The sequence below is a fragment of the Streptomyces deserti genome, from assembly GCF_054782695.1.
This window is the reverse complement of record NZ_BAAGRZ010000001.1, coordinates 678,240-695,659: the sequence shown is the minus strand read 5'-3', so window position 1 is coordinate 695,659 and position 17,420 is coordinate 678,240. Positions and strand designations below refer to the sequence as shown.

15 protein-coding genes and 1 pseudogene are annotated in these 17,420 nt (G+C 73.9%); 4 read left to right on the top strand and 12 right to left on the bottom strand.

What is annotated here, in order from left to right; all coding sequences use genetic code 11:
- Positions 1-180: 180 nt before the first annotated feature.
- The gene (locus tag ACYVMZ_RS03140) at positions 181-477 is read left to right on the top strand and encodes an STAS domain-containing protein (protein ID WP_461076319.1); all 297 of its coding nucleotides are present in this window, start codon (positions 181-183) and stop codon (positions 475-477) included.
- Positions 474-1,424, top strand: coding sequence for an anti-sigma factor RsbA family regulatory protein (locus tag ACYVMZ_RS03135; RefSeq protein WP_461075139.1), 951 nt, complete (start codon positions 474-476; stop codon positions 1,422-1,424). The genes ACYVMZ_RS03140 and ACYVMZ_RS03135 overlap by 4 nt, the downstream gene beginning before the upstream one ends.
- A 44-nt stretch (positions 1,425-1,468) precedes the next feature.
- Here the strand turns inward: ACYVMZ_RS03135 and ACYVMZ_RS03130 are convergent, their stop codons facing one another.
- From ACYVMZ_RS03130 to ACYVMZ_RS03120, 3 genes are all read right to left on the bottom strand, one after another.
- The gene (locus ACYVMZ_RS03130) at positions 1,469-2,506 is read right to left on the bottom strand and encodes a rod shape-determining protein (protein ID WP_461075137.1); all 1,038 of its coding nucleotides are present in this window, start codon (positions 2,504-2,506) and stop codon (positions 1,469-1,471) included.
- A gap of 225 nt (positions 2,507-2,731) precedes the next feature.
- A complete protein-coding gene (locus ACYVMZ_RS03125) occupies positions 2,732-4,063 on the bottom strand; it encodes a carboxyl transferase domain-containing protein (RefSeq protein ID WP_461075135.1) in 1,332 nt (443 codons plus the stop codon).
- Complete coding sequence (locus ACYVMZ_RS03120; protein WP_461075133.1) at positions 4,056-5,504, bottom strand: acyl-CoA synthetase; 1,449 nt, start codon at positions 5,502-5,504, stop codon at positions 4,056-4,058. Before ACYVMZ_RS03120 ends, ACYVMZ_RS03125 begins: the two co-directional genes overlap by 8 nt.
- A gap of 233 nt (positions 5,505-5,737) precedes the next feature.
- Here ACYVMZ_RS03120 and ACYVMZ_RS03115 point away from each other — a divergent pair.
- Positions 5,738-5,824 (top strand): annotated as a pseudogene (locus ACYVMZ_RS03115) (GntR family transcriptional regulator); the annotation flags it as partial.
- A 40-nt stretch (positions 5,825-5,864) separates the two neighbouring features.
- On the opposite strand, the gene ACYVMZ_RS03110 reads toward ACYVMZ_RS03115, so the two are convergent.
- On the bottom strand, positions 5,865-6,941 hold the full coding sequence (locus ACYVMZ_RS03110) for a MerR family transcriptional regulator (RefSeq protein WP_461076317.1): 1,077 nt from the start codon (positions 6,939-6,941) through the stop codon (positions 5,865-5,867).
- Between the two features lie 146 nt (positions 6,942-7,087).
- Here ACYVMZ_RS03110 and ACYVMZ_RS03105 point away from each other — a divergent pair, with 146 nt between their 5' ends.
- Entirely contained in the window at positions 7,088-7,960 is an 873-nt protein-coding gene (locus ACYVMZ_RS03105) for an ATP-grasp domain-containing protein (protein ID WP_461075131.1), read from the top strand.
- On the opposite strand, the gene ACYVMZ_RS03100 is transcribed toward ACYVMZ_RS03105, so the two are convergent.
- Genes ACYVMZ_RS03100 through ACYVMZ_RS03065 form a run of 8 tightly spaced genes read right to left on the bottom strand, consistent with a single transcriptional unit; the run spans position 7,950 to position 17,398 of the window.
- A complete protein-coding gene (locus tag ACYVMZ_RS03100; protein WP_461075129.1) occupies positions 7,950-8,549 on the bottom strand; it encodes a hypothetical protein in 600 nt (199 codons plus the stop codon). The two genes, ACYVMZ_RS03105 and ACYVMZ_RS03100, sit on opposite strands and share 11 nt — an antisense overlap.
- Complete coding sequence (locus tag ACYVMZ_RS03095; protein WP_461075127.1) at positions 8,515-9,342, bottom strand: FkbM family methyltransferase; 828 nt, start codon at positions 9,340-9,342, stop codon at positions 8,515-8,517. The genes ACYVMZ_RS03100 and ACYVMZ_RS03095 overlap by 35 nt, the downstream gene beginning before the upstream one ends.
- Positions 9,339-9,563, bottom strand: coding sequence for a Trm112 family protein (locus ACYVMZ_RS03090; protein WP_461075125.1), 225 nt, complete (start codon positions 9,561-9,563; stop codon positions 9,339-9,341). The genes ACYVMZ_RS03095 and ACYVMZ_RS03090 overlap by 4 nt, the downstream gene beginning before the upstream one ends.
- Positions 9,560-10,465: a hypothetical protein gene (locus ACYVMZ_RS03085; RefSeq protein ID WP_461076315.1), complete on the bottom strand. Its 906-nt coding sequence runs from the start codon at positions 10,463-10,465 to the stop codon at positions 9,560-9,562. Before ACYVMZ_RS03085 ends, ACYVMZ_RS03090 begins: the two co-directional genes overlap by 4 nt.
- 15 nt (positions 10,466-10,480) lie before the next feature.
- Entirely contained in the window at positions 10,481-11,212 is a 732-nt protein-coding gene (locus ACYVMZ_RS03080) for a class I SAM-dependent methyltransferase (RefSeq protein ID WP_461075123.1), read from the bottom strand.
- Entirely contained in the window at positions 11,209-12,507 is a 1,299-nt protein-coding gene (locus tag ACYVMZ_RS03075) for a condensation protein (RefSeq protein ID WP_461075121.1), read from the bottom strand. Before ACYVMZ_RS03075 ends, ACYVMZ_RS03080 begins: the two co-directional genes overlap by 4 nt.
- On the bottom strand, positions 12,504-16,676 hold the full coding sequence (locus tag ACYVMZ_RS03070; RefSeq protein ID WP_461075119.1) for a DUF3367 domain-containing protein: 4,173 nt from the start codon (positions 16,674-16,676) through the stop codon (positions 12,504-12,506). The genes ACYVMZ_RS03075 and ACYVMZ_RS03070 overlap by 4 nt, the downstream gene beginning before the upstream one ends.
- A complete protein-coding gene (locus tag ACYVMZ_RS03065) occupies positions 16,673-17,398 on the bottom strand; it encodes a class I SAM-dependent methyltransferase (protein ID WP_461075117.1) in 726 nt (241 codons plus the stop codon). Before ACYVMZ_RS03065 ends, ACYVMZ_RS03070 begins: the two co-directional genes overlap by 4 nt.
- Positions 17,399-17,420: the final 22 nt, after the last annotated feature.

Genomic DNA, 17,420 nt, shown 5'->3' with positions numbered 1-17,420 from the left:
GTGGATACTGAAGTGCGCCTGCCCGCCGTACGGCGCACTACACACTGACTTCTGGCATGGGCCGGGCCCGGCCGGGTATGCGGGCTGTGGTCCAGAGCGTGGGGAGACGGGCGGTGGGGAGACGGCGTGGGTACTCAACAGCAGGCGCGGTCCGGGCCCGGCCCGGCACCGTGCCTGACGGTGGCCCCGTTGACCGGGCGCAGCGGCGTCCGGGCGGCGGGGGAGGTCTGTCTGACGACACGCGTGGTATGGCACCGCGTGCTGGAACAGGCGGTGCGTGAGGGTGAGGACGTGTACTACCTGGAGCTGTCCGACGTGACGTTCGTCGACGTCGCGGGCGCCGACGCGCTCGCGGCCGCCGCCGAACGGCTCCGGGACGGACGGCGGCTGGTCGTGCACCGGCCGCCGCCCGCACTGCGACGGGTACTGGAGATGTTCTGGCCCGACCTTCCGGCGATCGAGGTGTCGATGTCATGAGTGCCGTGGCCGAACCTTTCGGGTCCGTGGACCCCTTCGTCCATCCCGCCCTGTTCTACCGGGACCAGGACGAGTACCTCGACGGCACCGTCACCTTCGTACGCGACGGACTGAAGGCCGGCGACCCCGTGGCGGTGGCCGTGCCCGGGGAGAACCTCCGGCTGATCCGGGACGCGCTGGGCGAGGACGCCGGCGCCGTACGGCTCCTGGACATGCGGGAGGCCGGGCGCAATCCGGGCCGGATCATCCCCGGCGTGCTGCGCGCCTTCGCCGACGCCCAGCCGTCCGGCCGGCGGGTACGGATCATCGGCGAACCCATCTGGGCCGGACGCAGCGACACCGAGTACCCCGCCTGCGTCCAGCACGAGGCGCTGATCAACGCCGCCTTCCAGGGCCGGGAGGCGACCATCCTGTGTCCCTACGACGTCCGGCGCCTGCCCGAACAGGTCCTCGCCGACGCGTACGCCACCCACCCCACCGTCATCCCCACCGGCGCCCGCGACGAGCAGGGCAGCGGCGCCTACGCACCCGACGACATCGTCGCCCGCTACAACCAGCCGCTCCCGCTCGTCCCGGACGCCCTCACCTTCCCCTTCGACTCCGACAGCCTGTCCCAGGCCCGGCACGTCGCCACCGGCGAGGGCGCGCGGCTCGGGCTCGCGGGCGTCAAACTGGAGGACCTGGCGATCGTCGCGGCCGAGCTGACCACCAACAGCGTGGTGCACGGCGGCGGTTCGGGGACGCTGCGGGTGTGGCCCGAGGACGGGTACGTGGTGTGCGAGGTCCGTGACCGGGGCCGGCTCGCGGACCCGCTGGTGGGGCGCCGGCCCGTCCCCCGAGACCAGCGCGGCGGCCGCGGGCTGCTGCTGGTCAACCTCGTCGCGGACCTGGTCCGGATCCATACCGGGGACGACGGGACGACGGTGCGCTGCTGGTTCGTCCGCTGAGCCCGGCGGCGGGGCCCATGAGACCGGGGCCCCGGTCGCCGGTCTCATGGCGCCAGCGGATCCAGCGCCAGCGGCTCGATCTTGCCCTCCAGCATGTAGCCCAGGCCCTGCACGGCGCACACGTCGGGCCGATCGGCGATGTGCACCGGCATGCCGGTGGCCTGCCGCAGCATCTGGTCCAGCCCCGGCAGCAGCGCACTGCCGCCGACCATCATGATCCCGCGGTCGGCGAGATCGGCGACCAGGTCGGGCGGGCAGTCGCGGAGCACCTTGCCGATGCCGTCGAGGACGGTGGTCAGCGGCGCCTGGATGGCGTCCCGTACGGCGGCGGTGTCGACCTGCACGGAGCGGGCCAGGCCGGTGGCGACGTCCCGCCCGTGGATCTCCGTCGACGCCGGGCCGTGCGGGGTGAGTCCGTTGCCGGACAGGGCGAGCTGCAGCGGCCGTACGGACTGGCTGGGCAGCATGAGCTCGTGCTCGTGCCGCAGGTGCTGCACGATCGCGTGGTCCACGGCCTCGCCGCCCACCGGAATCCGCTCGGCGGTCACGATCGACCCGAGGGAGAGCACGGCGACCTGTGTGGCCGCCGCCCCGCACACCATGATCATGGTGGCCTCGGGCTGCTCCACGGGCAGTCCGCAGCCGACTGCGGCGGCGATGAGGGTGTCGACGAGTTCGACCTTGCGGGCCCCGAGTCCGACGAGCGTCTCGATGGTGGCGCGCTGGGCCAGCGGGCCGGCGCCGTGCGGGGTGCAGGCGGCGGCCCGCAGGAAGGGCTTGCGGCGCAGGGTGCGGCGCATCTTGTCGCCGAGCAGCTGCCGCAGCATGCGCTGCGCCATCTCGATGTCGACGACGGTGCCGCCCGAGACGGGCCGTACGACGCGGATGTAGTCAGGCGTACGGCCCGTCATCTTCTCCGCGAACTCGCCGACCGCGATCAGCGCGCCGGTCCGGGTGTTCACGCCGGCGGCGGACGGCTGGTCGACGACGAGTCCGGCGCCCTTGACGTACACACGGGTGCGGGCCGCCCCCAGGTCGACGGCGAAGTGGCAGCGGCGCAACTGCTCCAGACTGGCGGTCACGGCAGATCCTCCCGAGTGCGCAGACCGTGGGGGCCGCGCCGGCCGGCGGGCCTCCCTCCTTGGCATCGTCCGGCCGGGGGGACGCGGGTGCCTCCTGGAGGGGGCCGGGCGGGGTGCGGCTGAACGGGGGTTTCTCACAGGGCCCGGGCGGCGTCGAGGAGGGGACGGAGGGTGCTGAGGGTGAGGCGGGGGCCACTCCCGGGACTCAGCCGACAACCCCCGGACTCAGCCGACGACTCCCCTGACCACCCCCAGTTCCACCAGGTCCTGCGGCCGGATGCGCAGCTGGTCCGCCGTCGCCCGCACCTCCCGCGGCGGCCGCTTGAGGATCGCGGCGGCGAGTTCCGGTGCGATGACCGAGAAGTAACTGTCGGGTGTGACCCAGGTGTTGCCCGGTGCGGCCAGCGCCAGCGCGCCGCCGGAGCCGCCCTCGCCGATGACGAGGGTGGTCACCGGGGTACGGGCGGCGGCCAGCGCGCCGAACAGGTCGGCTATCGCGGCGCCCGCGCCCTGCCGTTCCGCCTCGGCGTCGCCCGCCGCACCTGGAGTGTCCACCAGGGTCAGCACGGGGATGCCGAGCCGGTCCGCGAGGCGGAGCAGGCGGGCGGCGGTGCGGTAGCCGGCCGGGCGGGTCGCCGTCCCGGTCTGCGCGGCGTAGGCGATCGTACGGCCGTCCCGCGTGCCGAAACCGCACAGCATGCCCTCGTCGGTGCCGCCGCAGCGGTCGCCGCTGAGCGCGACCCGGTGGGTGAAGTACGCGTCCAGGTAGGCGGCGGCGCGGGGGCGTCGCGGCGAGCGGGCGCGGCGGACGGCGTCCCAGCCGGTGGCGGGGAGATCTCGCGCGCCGAGCGGCTCGGGGGGCGGGGCGGGGGCGGAGGACGGGGACGTCAGGAGCCGCAGCCACCGGCCCAGGGTCCGCCGCAGCTCCTCGGGCCGTACGACCGCGTCCGCCGCCCCAGCCGCCACCTGCGCCTCGGCCGTGTACGCCGCCGGGTCCGCGTCCGGCGGCCGGACCCGGGAGCCGGCGAAGCCGACCTGTGCGCCGGGCAGCGCGAGTACGACGTCGGCGCCCGCGCCGAGCGTGGCCCAGCCGCCGCCGGTCGTCGGGTCGCGCAGGACGGCGATCTGCGGCAGCCCGGCCTGACGCGTGAGCGCCGACTGGCGGGCCACGCGCTGGAGTTGCGTCAGGGCGACCATGCCTTCCTGCATCCGGCTGCCGCCGGTCGCGACCAGCGGCACGACTGGCAGTCGGTGCTCACGGGCGTACGAGTACGCCGCCTGCAGCCGGTCGCCGGTGCGCTCGCCGAGCGAGCCGCCGAGGAAGCCGAACTCGAACGCGATCAGTACGGCCCGGGCGCCCTCGACGTGGGCGGTGCCGCAGATCACGGACTCCTCCTCGCCGGTGCGCTCGGCGGCGCGGGCGCGCGAGGCGTCGTAGCCCGGCCAGGCGAGCGGGCCGTCGGGTCCGGACTCCCGTGCCGGGGAGGGGAGTTCGGCGAAAGTGGCGTCGTCGGTGACGAGGGCGAGGATCTCGCGGGCCGAGAGACGGTCAGTCATGGCTGCCCAGCGCCCGCTTCATGATCTTCCCCATGTCGTTGCGCGGCAGGGCGGCCAGGTGGTGGACGACCCGCGGGCGCTTGTGCGGGGCCAGCCGACGGGCCACATGGTCCGCCAACTCCTCCAGCCCGGGCGGGGACTGGGGATCCGCAGGCACGATCCACGCCACGATCCGCTCGCCCAGGTCGGCGTCCGGCTCCCCGGTGACGGCGGCCTCGCGCACCCCCGGGTGTTCGAGCAGCGCGTTCTCGATCTCACCGGCCCCGATCTTGTATCCGCCGCTCTTGATCAGGTCGGTGGCCTTGCGGCCGACGATGCGGACATAGCCGTCCGGGTCGCGCACCGCCATGTCGCCCGTGCGGAACCAGCCGTCGGCGGTGAACGCGGCGGCCGTCGCGTCGGGCCGGTTGAGGTACTCGGTGAAGAGGTTCGGCCCGCGCACCTGGATCTCGCCCACGGTCTCCCCGTCGTACGCCGTGATCGGCGACCCGTCGTCCTCCACGAGCCGCAGCTCCACCCCGGGCAACGGGACGCCGACCGTGCCCGGCCGGGCCTCCCCGTCGGCGCGCACGCTGGTGTTCATCAGCGTCTCCGTCATGCCGTACCGCTCGATCACCCGCCGCCCGGTCGCCGCCGCGATCCGCTCGTGGTCGTGCACGGGCAACGCGGCCGAGCCCGAGACCAGCAGCCGCGCCCCGGTCAGCGCCTTGACCAGCTCCGGGTCGCCGGGCAGCGTCTCCGCGACGCGGTGGTACATCGTCGGCACGCCGAACAGCATGGTCGCGCCGCCGTTCAGCTCGCGGGCGACTCCTTCCGTGCTGAACCGGCCGAGGTGCCGGACCGAACCGCCGCGCCGCAGCGGGCCGAGCGTGCCCAGCACCAGGCCGTGCACATGGAACAGCGGCAGCCCGTGCACCAGGACGTCGTCGCCGGTCCACTGCCAGGCGTCGGCGAGCGCGTCCAGGGTCGCGGCGATCGCCCGGCGCGGGAGGACGGCACCCTTGGGCGGGCCGGTCGTACCGGAGGTGTAGACGATCAGCGCCGGATCGCCCTCGTCGGCGTGGTCCTCGGGGACGGAGCCGGTGCCGTGCACGTCCACGTCATGACGGGGCAAGTCCCTCACCGGGGAAGGGACTTCGTCGCCGGGGGCGGCGAGCACCAGATCCGGCGCGCTGTCGGACAGGATGTGCCCCAGCTCCTTCTCGCCCGACTTCGGGTTGAGCGGTACGGCGGCCACGCCGGCCAGCAGCGCCGCGACGACGGCGACGGCGGTCTCCATCGCCGGAGTCGCCCAGACGGCCACCCGGCGGGCGTCCCGGATCCCCGCCGCGGTCGCACCGGCCGCGGCGGCGAGTTCTCCGTACGTCAGTGAGCGCTCGCCGAACCGCAGGGCGGGCCGGTCGGCCGGGCCGTCGGTCAGGGCCGGGAAGAGGGAGGACACGCTTTGTGCTCCTTGTCTGTTGTCTGTGTCTGTTGTCTGTTGTCTGTGTCTGTGCTTGGGTTGTCTGTCGCTGTCTTGTCTGTCGCTGTCTTGTCTCGCGCTGTCTTGGACTGTTCCGGTACGGGTGTTCCGCGACGGGGCCTGCCTACCCGAAGCCGGGTACGACCATCACGAGCCACACCACCGCCACCACGATCCCCCCCTACACCATCAACTGCCGGAAGAAACGCTCGCGGTCGACGGCCGCGGCGATGCGCCGCCACGTCCGTACGGTGGCGAAGGTGCGGTTGCTGGACTGGGAGCCCGGGGAGGAACGGTAGCGGTCACGGCGTCATGGGTCATGGGTCATGGCGTCAGCGGTCAGGCCGCCGTGTCCACCACGTCCGCCACCACACAGCTGACGTTGTCCGGGCCGCCGGCGTGGTTCGCGGCGGCGACCAGGGCGTGGACCGCCTCGTCAGGGGCGGGCAGGGAGGACAGCAGGGCGTGGATGCGGTCGTCGGGGACGACCGTGGACAGGCCGTCGGAGCAGAGGAGGTACCGGTCGCCGGGGCGGGCCTCGTGGAGGCGGAGGTCGGGGGAAGCGGCAGGCTCGCCGCCCGTCAGGGCCTTCAGCAGGAGCGTGCGCCGGGGGTGGGTCGCGGCCTCCTCCGGGGTCAGGCGGCCCTCGTCGATCATCGACTGGACCATGGTGTGGTCGTGGGTGATCCGCGACAGGCCGCCGTCGCGCAGCAGGTAGGCGCGGGAGTCGCCGATGTGGACCAGGGCGAGGCGGGAGCCCGTCCACAGCAGGGCGGTGAGGGTCGTGCCGGCGTCGGTGCCGTCCGCCACGTCCCGGACCGCCTCGGCGGCGCCGCGCACCGCGTCCTCCAGGACGTTGAGGACCCCGCCCGCCGGGACCTCCTCGGTGTCGAGGAAGCGCAGCGCCTCCACCGCGGCGCTGCTCGCGGGCGCGCCCGCCGCTCCGAAGCCGTCGGCCACGGCGAGCAGCCGGGTGCCCGCGTACGCCGTGTCCTGGTTGGCGGGGCGGACGTGACCGGGGTCCGAGTGGGCGAAGTAGCGCAGTTCCAGCATGGTGGTGTCCTTCCTCGACGCTTCCGTCGACTCGTTCGTCGTCAGGTGATCGACCAGGAACGCGGCGAGGTCCCGCCGTACCGCCGTCTCCGCTTCGACCCGGGCCCAGTAGGCGCGGATCTCGCGGGCGGCGTCCGCCGGTTCGAGGGCGCAGACGTGCCGGATCTCGGCCAGCGGCATCCCGAGCCGCCGCAGCCATGCCACCAGCCGGGCCCGCTCCAACTGCCCGACCGCGTAGTACCGGTATCCGGTGTCCGGGTCCACGCGGGCGGGCCGCAGCAGGTCCAGTTCGTCGTACAGGCGCAGCGCCTTCGGCGAGAGGCGGGACGCCCTGGCGAAGGCGCCGATCGTCAGCATCTCCATGCGCACGTCGCGCTCCCTTCCGGTTCCCGCTCCCGATGCTGGGGCTTCACCGAAGGGGAAGGTCAATTGGGTTGCCCCGGTTGCGGGGGACACGGTTAGCCTGCGGGCGGATCATCCGGTCATTCCGTACGAGGATGGAGCCCGCCGTGCCCCGTATCGCGTTCGTCACCTACGACCCCGGGCCCGAGCCCAGCAAGGACAGTGACCTGCCGGTGCTGGTGCGGGCGCTGCGGGACGCCGGTGCCGAGGCCGTCGCCGTGCCCTGGGACGACCCCGCCGCCGACTGGGGCGGGTTCGACCTCGCCGTCATCCGGTCGACGTGGGACTACAGCTGGCGGGCGGAGGAGTTCGCGGCGTGGGTGGAGCGGTGCGGGAAGCTGACGCGGCTCGCCAATCCGCCCGAGGTCGTCCGGTGGAACAGCGACAAGCGGTACCTCGGGGATCTCGCAGCGGCCTCCGTGCCCGTCGTCCCCACCCGCTACCTCGCGCCCGGCGACCCGGTCGGCCTCCCCGAGGACCACGAGTACGTCGTCAAGCCCACCTCCGGCGCGGGCGCCCGGTTCGCCGCGCGCTACACGCCCGGCGAGCACGACACCGCCGTACGGCACCTGAAGCGGATGCACGCCGAGGGGTTCACCGCCATGATCCAGCCGTACATGCGGGGCATCGACACCGCCGGTGAGCGGGCGCTGCAGTTCTTCGGCGGACGGCTGCTGCACGCCAGCCGCAAGAGGGCCGTCCTCGCGCCCGGCACGCCCTACGACCAGGAGAAGACCGCCCATCCCGGCCTCGTGCCCTGGACCCCGACCCCGGCCGAACTCGCCGTGGCTGAACGGGCGTTGGCGGCCGTACCCGGATCGCCCGAGCTGCTGTACGCCCGCGTCGACCTCGTGGACGGGCAGGACGGGCAGCCGTGCGTGATGGAACTGGAGCTCATCGAGCCCAATCTGTTCCTGTCGCTGCACACGGGGTCGGTGGAGCGGGTCGTCGAGGCGGTCCTGGCGGCGGCTACGCGCTGACCTGGGTCCGCTGCAGCAGCCCCCACGTGAACTCCGCGACCACCTCGTGCCGCACGCCCTGCCGGTCCGGGGCGGTGAAGGCGAGACCCCAGCGGGTCGGGGCCGAGCCCTGGAGGGGGCGGGCCGGGGCGAAGGCGCGGGCCGCCTCGTCGACCGTGCAGGACCAGGGGGTGAGGTCGTCGAGGGTGTTCAGCGCCGGGGCGGGCGCGTCCGGGGCGCGGACCAGCCATTCGTTCCACACGGCGCCGTTCGGGGCCGTCAGGACCTCGAAGCGCAGGTCCGGCCAGAGGGGGAGGGGCCAGTGCCAGGCCTCGCAGTCCAGGTCGCCGATCCTGCGCGGGGTCCTCGACTCCGGTTCGCCGAGGACCGAGCGGTACCTGGACAGGGCCGGGCGGGACCGCGGCGAGCGGACCATCGCCTGCCAGCGCTTGTTGGCCTCGCGCAGGTCCGCGTTCGAGGCGCCGAGCGCCCGGCGGGCGTCCTCCACCAGGCCGGGATTGTGGTCGGCCATGCGGCGCAGCAGCACCAGCTGGAAGTCGCGGGAGGTGAAGGGGCTAGCGGGGGGCTTTCCGGAGGGCATGGGCACCATCGTCCCCGACCGGCTCCGTCGCCGGGCGGCGGCCGTCCGGGAGGAAGAGGACCGAGTTGACGTAGCGCGGGCCCCTGAGGCCGTTGTGGGGCAGGACGCGGCGGAGCAGGCCGTGGGAGACGACGTACGAGGCGTTCGCCTGGTGGGCCTCCAGCGGGAACTCGGACAGCGGGACCCAGGTGTCGCCGGGGAGCACCCAGCCGTCGTAGCCGAGCAGGGACAGGTACGTCACCACCGGGGCGATCGGCTGGATGCGGGACTCCAGCTCGACGAAGAGGGCCGGGCGGTCGCGGGCCAGCAGGCCCGTCGCGCCGCGCAGCACCGCCGGTTCGTTGCCGTCCACGTCGATCTTGATGAAGCCGACGTCGCGCAGGCCGAGCTCGTCCAGCGTGACGCAGGAGACGTCCAGCGCGCGGCCGTGGATGTCGCGGCGGACCAGCGACGACACACCCCGGTCGCCCCCGTCGTCGGACGGCAGCCACAGGCGGGCGATGCCGGGGCGGTCCGAGGCGGCGGCCCGGATCACCCGCACGTTCGGCGGGGCCGCGGCGGCCAGCAGCCGCGCCAGGTGGGGGACCGGTTCGATGGTCACCACCTGCTTCGCCCGGCCGGCCAGCCGGCACGTCCACGGGCCGTACCAGCCGCCGACGTCCACCGCCGTGCCGCAGTCCGGCGGGCACAGCTCGGCGAGCCGGGCCAGCTCGGGCTCGAAGCGCGGGTAGACGGCCCGGGCGGTCGCGGCCACCAGGCGGGTGGGCAGGAGGGACGCCAGGCGGGCGGCCAGCGTGGTCATGGGGCCATCCTCTTGAGGAACTCCTCGTGTTCGTCGTCCGAGACCTGTTCCCCGGAGGACGGCAGCAGCTGCGGAATGCCGTCGACGATCGGGTAGCGGCGGCGCAGGCGCGGGTTGTACAGCGCCTCCTCCTGCTGCTCGGCCTGGGCGGCGAGGAGGTGCAGCGGGCCTTTGTCGAGCGGGCACGCCAGGATCTTCAGCAGCGGGTCGTCGGGTTTCATGGAGGGGTCAACTCCTTGGCCGGGGTGGGGGGTCGGGGAGCGGTGTCGTGCTTCGGCATCGACAGCAGCACGGCGACCGCGAGCGCGGTGCCCGCGACGCGCAGCGCGAGCCTGAGGGGCTCCTCGGGCAGCGCCTCGCCGAACGACAGCGTGCCGAGCACCGCCGTGTACAGACAGGTCACGGTCGTGCACACCGGCACGATCAGCGAGGCCCGGCAGCGCTGCAGCGCCGCCTGCGACATCACCAGGCCGAACGCGCCGGTGAACAGCAGCAGATACGGGTACGGGGAGCGCAGCACGTCGAGGAGCGCGCCGCCCAGGCCGCCGGTCGTCAGGTAGCCGGAGACGCCCTTGATGGCGAGCGAGCTGACCCCGTACAGCAGGCCCACCGCCACGCCGTACTCGACGCCGGTCGTCGGCAGCCGGTGCCGGTGCCGGGCGCGGCGCTCGGCGGAGTTGTACAGCCACACCCCGGCCGCCAGCGACGGCACGCACACCAGCAGGATCAGCGGATACGGCGCCGCACGGCTGACACTGTCCGCGCCCTCGCGCAGGGACAGCACCACCATCAGCAGCGCGAGCAGGATCGCGCCGAGCGCGTACCGCTCCCGGCCCGTGGTCTCCTCGCCCAGCAGCCGCGACGACAGCAGCACGAGCAGCACCAGACCGGAGACGAAGATGCCCTGCGCGGCGGCGATCGGCAGCGTGCGGTAGACGACGAGCTGCGCGGCGAAACCGGCGGCGAGGGAGAGGGACCCGCCGATCCACAGGGGGCTGCCCAGCACCAGCCTCAGCAGCCGCCCCGGCCGGCGGACCGTCACCTCGGGGAGGGAGGTGAGCGCCCGTTTCTCCAGGACGAAACCGAGGCTGTACAGGGTGTTCGCCAACAGGGCCGCGGCCACTCCCCACCACATGGCCTACGTCCTCCGGGCGTGCAGGAGGAGGATCGACGCGAGCGGTGGTCTGGCGCAGGCCAGCCGGTCCAGCGGGCGCAGCGGTCGCGGTACGCCGTGGAAGGGCGCCCCTGCGAGGCGTACGACCTCGAAGCCGGACGCGGCCACGAACTCCCGCAGCGCCCGGGCGGTGTACAGGCGCAGGTGCCCGACGACCTCCCGGCCCGGGCGGCCGTGGATGGCGCGCAGGCTGACCTCGGAGAAGACGGGCTGGACCCCGGCCAGCAGCAGGGCGCGGTTGTACCAGGCGGCCAGGTTCGGGGTGGACAGCATGAGGTGGCCCCCGGGGCGGAGCACGCGGCGGATCTCGTCCAGGGCCGCGTCCGGGTCGACGAGGTGCTCGATGACCTCGCTGAACAGCACGGCGTCCGCGGAGGCGGTGCGGAACGGCAGCCCGCCGCCGGTGAGTTCGCCGCGGACCGCGTACGGGACGTGCGTGCGGGCGCGTGTGAGGGCGTCCTGGGACCAGTCGACGCCGATGATGCGGTGGCCGCGCAGGTAGGGGGCGGCGGTGGCGGCCGCCGTGCCGTCGCCGCAGCCGATGTCGAGGATCATCCGCGGTTCGTCGGCGGCTTCGAGCGCGTCTGCCAGCATGCGGGCCTGGCGGCGGCTGCGGGGGGTGCCGGAGGCCACGGGGACGGCGGGGTTCTCGTAGAAGTCGCGCAGGTCCTTGGGGGGTGCTGCGGTGGTCGTCACGGGGTGGCCTCCGTCGTGTGCAGGTAGTGCTCGAAGAGGTCCCGCAGGTGGGCTCCGTCGCCGTGGCCGAGCAGGGCCCGGGACCAGCGCAGGGCCAGGTGGAGGCGGCCGGCGGTGGAGGCGGTGGTGACGGTGAGACCGCGGGGCATCCGGGCCGGGGCCGAGAACCAGACCGCGTGTGCGCGGCCCGCCTCCTCGCCGAAGTCCAGCGGGTACGGGACGCGGCCGATGTTGCTGAGGAGGGTGGTGGAGGTCCAGGGGGCGGCGGCTCTGCGTAGCGCGCGGGTGAGCGCGGCGCGAGCGGCGACCGGCGCCCAGGGGGCGGTGAGGAGGGCGGCGCCGTGACCGAGCTGGGGGCGGGGCAGGGACTTCAGGGCGCGGGTGCGGGCGGCCGTGCGGCGCAGCAGGGCGGGCATGTCGGTGACATCCAACTCCTCCGGCGAGAAGGGGACTTCGACCAGGCGGGTGCCGTTGCCGATGGGCATGCTGGTGTCGCGGGGGCGGTCGTCCACGGGCATGGTGATGCGCAGGGGGCGGATGGGGGTCCCCCCGCTCGAGCGAAGTCGAGAGTGGGGGAGGGCGCCGTGTTCCCGGTTCCAGTGGGCGATGGTCAGGGCCGTGGTGACCATGAGCTGGTCGTTGACCGTGTAGGGGGAGCCCTTCGGGCGGTGCGGGAGGGGGAGTTCGGTGACGAGCATGCCGTTGCCGGGGGAGGGTTCGGGGGTGCCGGGCGCCACCCGGGCGGGGCGGGACCAGTTGGTGGGAGTGTCCGGGGGTTCTTGGTGGGCTTCGGCCGTACGTGTGGGTGGAGCTGCCGGGGCGTTGTCCTTGCCGCCGTACAGCTCCGCCGCGGTGGCGAGGACGCGGAGGCAGGCGGGGCCGTCGAGGGCGGTGTGGTTGATGGTGAGGAACAGGACGGTCCCTTGTGTTTCCACCACCTCTAACCTGATCGGCGGCGACACCGACAACGGCGGCGCCTGCGTCAGCGCACGCGTCCGCGCATCCCGTAACGCGTCCCTCCCCGGCGGCGGAAAGCTCACCACCTCCACATCCGGCTCCGCCGTCAGCTCCCACTCGTAGCGCCGCCGGTACCACGGCCCCCGTGCCTCCCGCATGAGGATGCGGGGATGCCGGTGCAGGGCCTCCGTGAACGCCTTGCGCAGGCGGGCCGGCTCCAGACGCCCGGGGAGGTGGACCTCGATGTGGACCGTCTCCGGCTCCTCCTCCTGGAGGCAGTGCCGGGCCACTTCGTCCACGACCGGGAACGGGATGCGTGCAGGTACGGGTGCGGTCACTTGGGCTCACCCCCCGGATCCGTCCTGGGCAACTGCCGCGTCGGCGCCTCCGACGCGTAAGGCGGTTCCCGCAGGCTCACCAGGCCCGCGAACAGCCCGATCAGAGCGAGCAGTTGGGCCACGTGCCCGAACGCCCCCTCACCCGCCCCGACCGGCTCCCCGGCGCCCGTCGCCGCGGCGATGCCCGCTCCCGCCAGCGCCAGGAACGCGATCGGCACGAGCAGGGCGTGCCGCCGTGCCGCCAGGAGCGCCAGCGCCGGGACCAGCAGCGCGAGCCACCCCGCGATCACGATCCCGACCAGCGTCAGCGCCACCGTGCCGAGCCACAGGCCGGGCGGCGGCGGGGCCGGCTGCGGCGCGTCGGGGTTGGGGGCGTTGCGGCGCCACAGCACCAGGCCGACCAGGGCGGCGATGCCGACGCCGCTGCCGATCAGCCCGGCGTCGTACGTCGTCGCCGGCTCGTACGACAGCTTGACCGTGCCGCCCGCCCCGGCCGGGATCCGCCAGCCCTGCTGCCAGCCGTCCAGCCGCACGGGGCTGAGCTCCTTGCCGTTCAGCGTGGCCCGCCAGCCCTCGTTGTGGTTCTCGTACGTCGTGAGGTACGACGCCGCGCCCGAGCCGACCGTGACCTCGCGGCGGTCGCCCAGCCAGTCCCGTACGCGCAGCTCACGGCCCGCGGCGACGGCCTCCGTGACCGTCCCCCGGGTGAGCGTGACGTCGGTCAGCGTCAGCGGGCCCGCGTCGCCGCCCTCGAGGCGGTGCGAGCCTGCCGTCAGCTCCAGTTCCGCGTCGGTCCGGCCCTCCTGGCAGAGCGTCACCTGCACCGCGCGCCGCTCCGTCAGGTCCCGGACCGTCCCCCGTACGCCCGTCTGGTACAGCTCCCCGTCCACCGCCAGCACCGGGCCCTTGCCGCACGGCAGCGAGAACTTCCGCGAGTCGGACGGCTGCGGGGTGCGGTACTGGTCGAGAGCCGGGAGGTACGCCTCCGTCAGGCCCACCGGCAGGCTCAGGTCCTCGTCGGCGACGGGGTTGTGCAGGGTCAGCGGGGCGGTCTCGGTGATGGTGATGTCGAGGCGGTCGGTGGTGATCGGCGGGAAGCGGACCCAGCCGTTCTCGTCGACGCCGGCGATGGCCGCTCCGTCCGGGGAGCTGATGTGCACCTCGCTCGCGCGGGTGGACAGGCCCCCCGCCGGGGCCAGGACCAGCTCGCCGACCGGCTGCTTCCCGGTCCAGCGCAGGTGGATGGTCGGGCGGTCGCCCGCGATCCACGCCGTGGTCAGGTCGCCGTCGGTGAGGTTGCGCGCCGACAGGCCGGGGCCGAGGCTCGCCGTGGAGTCGGCGGTGGCGACGATGCGGGTCTGCTGGTCGGGCGCGACCTCGTACAGCAGCCGGTCCAGTTCCTCGCCGGGGACCGGCACCGCGCTCGCCGTCACCTCGTACGTCCCGGCCGTGGTGGTCGTGAAGCGGCGGTGCAGGCCCGCCTCGGTGCCCGTCGGGGACAGGCCCGTGGGGTCGGGTGCGCGGTGCAGGGAGACGACCGTGGCCGACGCGTCGGAGTCATCGGCGTCCGTCGGCAGCCGCAGCATCCGTGTCACCTGCACGTCCGGCAGATCGATCTCGGAGAAGCCCGCGCCGGTCAGGCCGGAGCGACGCGCCACCGAGTCGACGATCGTCAGCTTCATCCAGTCCGTCGCGCCCTCGGGCGCCTTGATGCTCTGCGTCATGCCGTTCGGCCGGAGGAAGCTGGTGCGTGCCCCCTTCTCCGTCTCCACGCGCACCTTCGTCGCCGCCGCCCGCACGCTCTCCTGCGGCAGCGGCGTCACCTTGAACGACGACGGCATGTCGTAGCCGCCCGTGAAGCCGATCCGCAGCCACTGCCCGTCCGGGGAACTGGGCGAGCCCTCGGCCCACGCGGTGCCCGGGTCGCCGTCGAAGGCGTTCACCGGGTCGTACTGCGGGAGGTGGAACAGCCAGTTGCCGTACGAGGACGCCGTCACCGAGCGGGCGCCGCGCAGCTCCGCGACCGTCTGGTGGTTCAGGCCCTCGGTCGGCAGGATCTGGCGCGGTTTCCCGCCCGGGTCCTGCTGGGCGCCGGGCGCGTTGCGCTCGTCGCGCGTGTACGTGTACGAGGTGTTGGCGTTGACCAGCCCGAACCGGGTGTCGGCGTAGCGCATCCCGTCGCCGACCACCTGCACGGGCGGGGTGCCGAGCCCGGGGTGGTGGTCGCCGGTCAGCACGGTCGCCCGGCCGCGCAGCTCGGTCGCCAGCGGCAGCAGCGCCTCCGGGCCGCCGGAGACGACGGCCGTGTCGGCGACCGGGGCGAGAGCGGCCTGCCCGGGGCGCGGTACGTCCTCGCTGCTCGGCCGGTAGATCTCCACGGCCCGCTGCCGCGGGTACAGGCCCTCGACCTGGAGCGGCGTGTCGTGCGCGATCCGCCCGCCGGTCATCACCGGGCCGAGGCCCGTCACCCGCTCGTACCCCGACTGTTCCAGGGTCCGCTTGACCGTCGTGGTCGGCACGTACCCGATCTGGTCGGGGTCGAGGTCGTTGCGGACGACCACGTAGTAGACGCCGGCCCGGCTCAAGTAGTCGGCCAGGCCCGGGACTTCGGCGCCGGACATCAGGGCCTGCTCGACGGCGTCCATGGCGCGCCGGTTGCCGGGGGTGCCGAAGGGGACGTAGTCCCGTTGCGCCCAGCGGGACTCGGCGAGCACGTCGAGGGGCTGGTCGATGGGGGAGCCCCAGGTGTAGATGCCGTGCGCGGTCGCCGGGACGACCAGGGCACGCGAGTCGGGGGAGTACTTCTCCAGCCAGTCGGCCGTGGCCTGCCAGTACGTGGGGAGCTTCTGGAACGAACCGGCGCTGAGGATCGAGCCGTTGAGGTACGGCCACATCAGCCCCGGGAGGATCAGCACGGCGGCGATCAGCGGGGCGAAGCGGCGGACCCGCACCGGCCGGGCACCGTGCCGCTCGGCGGCCACGCCCACCAGGTGGGCCAGGCCGAACACCAGCGCCAGCGCCAGGCCCGTCTGGAACTTGTAGATGTTGCGGAACGGCGAGAGCCAGCCGTCCAGCCAGTCCCGCACGGTGTCGTGGAAGGGCGCGCCGAACGCGCCGCCGTACCCGGCGAGCAGCACCAGCGCCGTCACCAGCGCGGTCAGCACCAGCCAGCGCCGCTCCGGCATGTCCCGCCGGGCCAGTCCCGCCAGGCCCAGCCCGGCCGCCAGCGCCGAGCAGACGATCACGATCACCGAGGAGGCCACCGTCCAGCCGGCCGGCAGCCAGGCCTCACCGAAGTGCAGGTACGCCACCCAGTTGCCGGCCCCGCGCAGCGCCTCCGTGGCCGCCATGGTGTCCGTGGTCGTCTTCGAGGTCTCGATGTAGGGGAGGAAGTTCTCGCCGTAGATCCCGAGCAGCAGCAGCGGGATCCACCACCAGGCCGTCACCACGATCACGGCGGGCGCCCACCAGGCGATCAGCTTGCGCTGCCGGGGACCGGGCGGGCGGGACAGCAGATACAGGCCGACCGGGAGCAGCGAGGCCAGGGTCGCCGCCGCGTTCACCCCGCCCATGAACGGCACGATCAGCGCCGAACGCAGGGCCGCGATCCGGGCGGCGTACCGCTCGCCGGTCAGCGGCAGCAGCACCCACGGCAGGAAGGCACCCGGCAGCGCGGCGGCCGACGTGGAGCCGACCACCGTCGTGAACACCGGCCACAGCGCGTACGCCACGGCCGCGAGCAGCCGGGACGCGCCGCTGCCGATCCGCAGCCGCTCGGCCAGCCGCAGCGCCCCCCAGAAGGCGACCGACACCACCAGCGACAGCCACAGCCGCTCCGCCAGCCACACCGGCAGCCGCACCAGGTCGCACAGCCAGTAGAACGGCAGCATCGGCCACAGATAGCCGACGTACTGGTCCTGGATGCCGCCGAACCCGCCCCGGTCGTGCCACAACTGGCCCAGGTCGGACAGGAACTGGCCGGGGTCGACCGTCACACCGAGCTTGGTGTCGAAGGTCTGCCGGCCCGGGTGCACCGCGAGGAACAGCACGAACACCACGGCCCAGAACCCCAGAAGCCAGCGCCGCGACCTCGGGCCCTCCGGCGGGCCCGAGGCGGGCGCGGGGGTGGGGACGGCTGCCGGAGGAGGAGCCTGGACCGTGGTCGTCATGGGGGACACCGCCGCAGGATGAGGAGGAGGTTCCAGGTGGCGAACTCGCGGATCCCGGGCGCCTTGACGACGGTCTCCGCGAGGAAGGGCCAGTAGCGGGAGCGCGCCGAGACGACCCGCACGTCGTCGCGGGCGCGCACCTGCCGCAAGGTGGTGCCGATGTGGTGCGGGAACAGGTTCTCGCCGAGGGTGTGCTTGGGAGTCCTGCCCGTACGGCGCTCGTAGCGGGCGCGGGCCCGCTCGGCGCCGAGGTAGTGCCACGGGGCCCACTCGTGCCCGCCCCACGGCGACAGCCAGTTGGTGAACGACACGTAGATCAGCCCGCCCGGCCGGGTCACCCTGGCCAGCTCGCTGAGGAACGTCTGCGGATCGGCCACGTGTTCCAGCACGTTGGAGGAGAACGTGACGTCCGCGACCCCGTCCGACAGCGGCAGCAGATACCCGTCCGCGATCACCGCGCCCTCGGGCGGCTTCTCGCCCAGCTCCCCTGCGTCCGGCTCGAACAGGTAGGCGTGGGCGCCCCGGCGCCGGAACTCCTCGGTGAAGTGGCCGCTGCCGCCGCCCACGTCCACCACCGTGCGCCCGGCGACCGGACCGTCGTACGCCTCGACCTGGTCGGCGGCGTCCCGGGCGAGGAGGGAGTAGCAGGCGTCGGGGTCGTCCTGCTCGTGCAGGAAGGCGCGGAGGAGGGCGAGGGAGCGCCGTATCGAGGGGTCCTTCATATGCCGACCCGAGGAGCGCGGG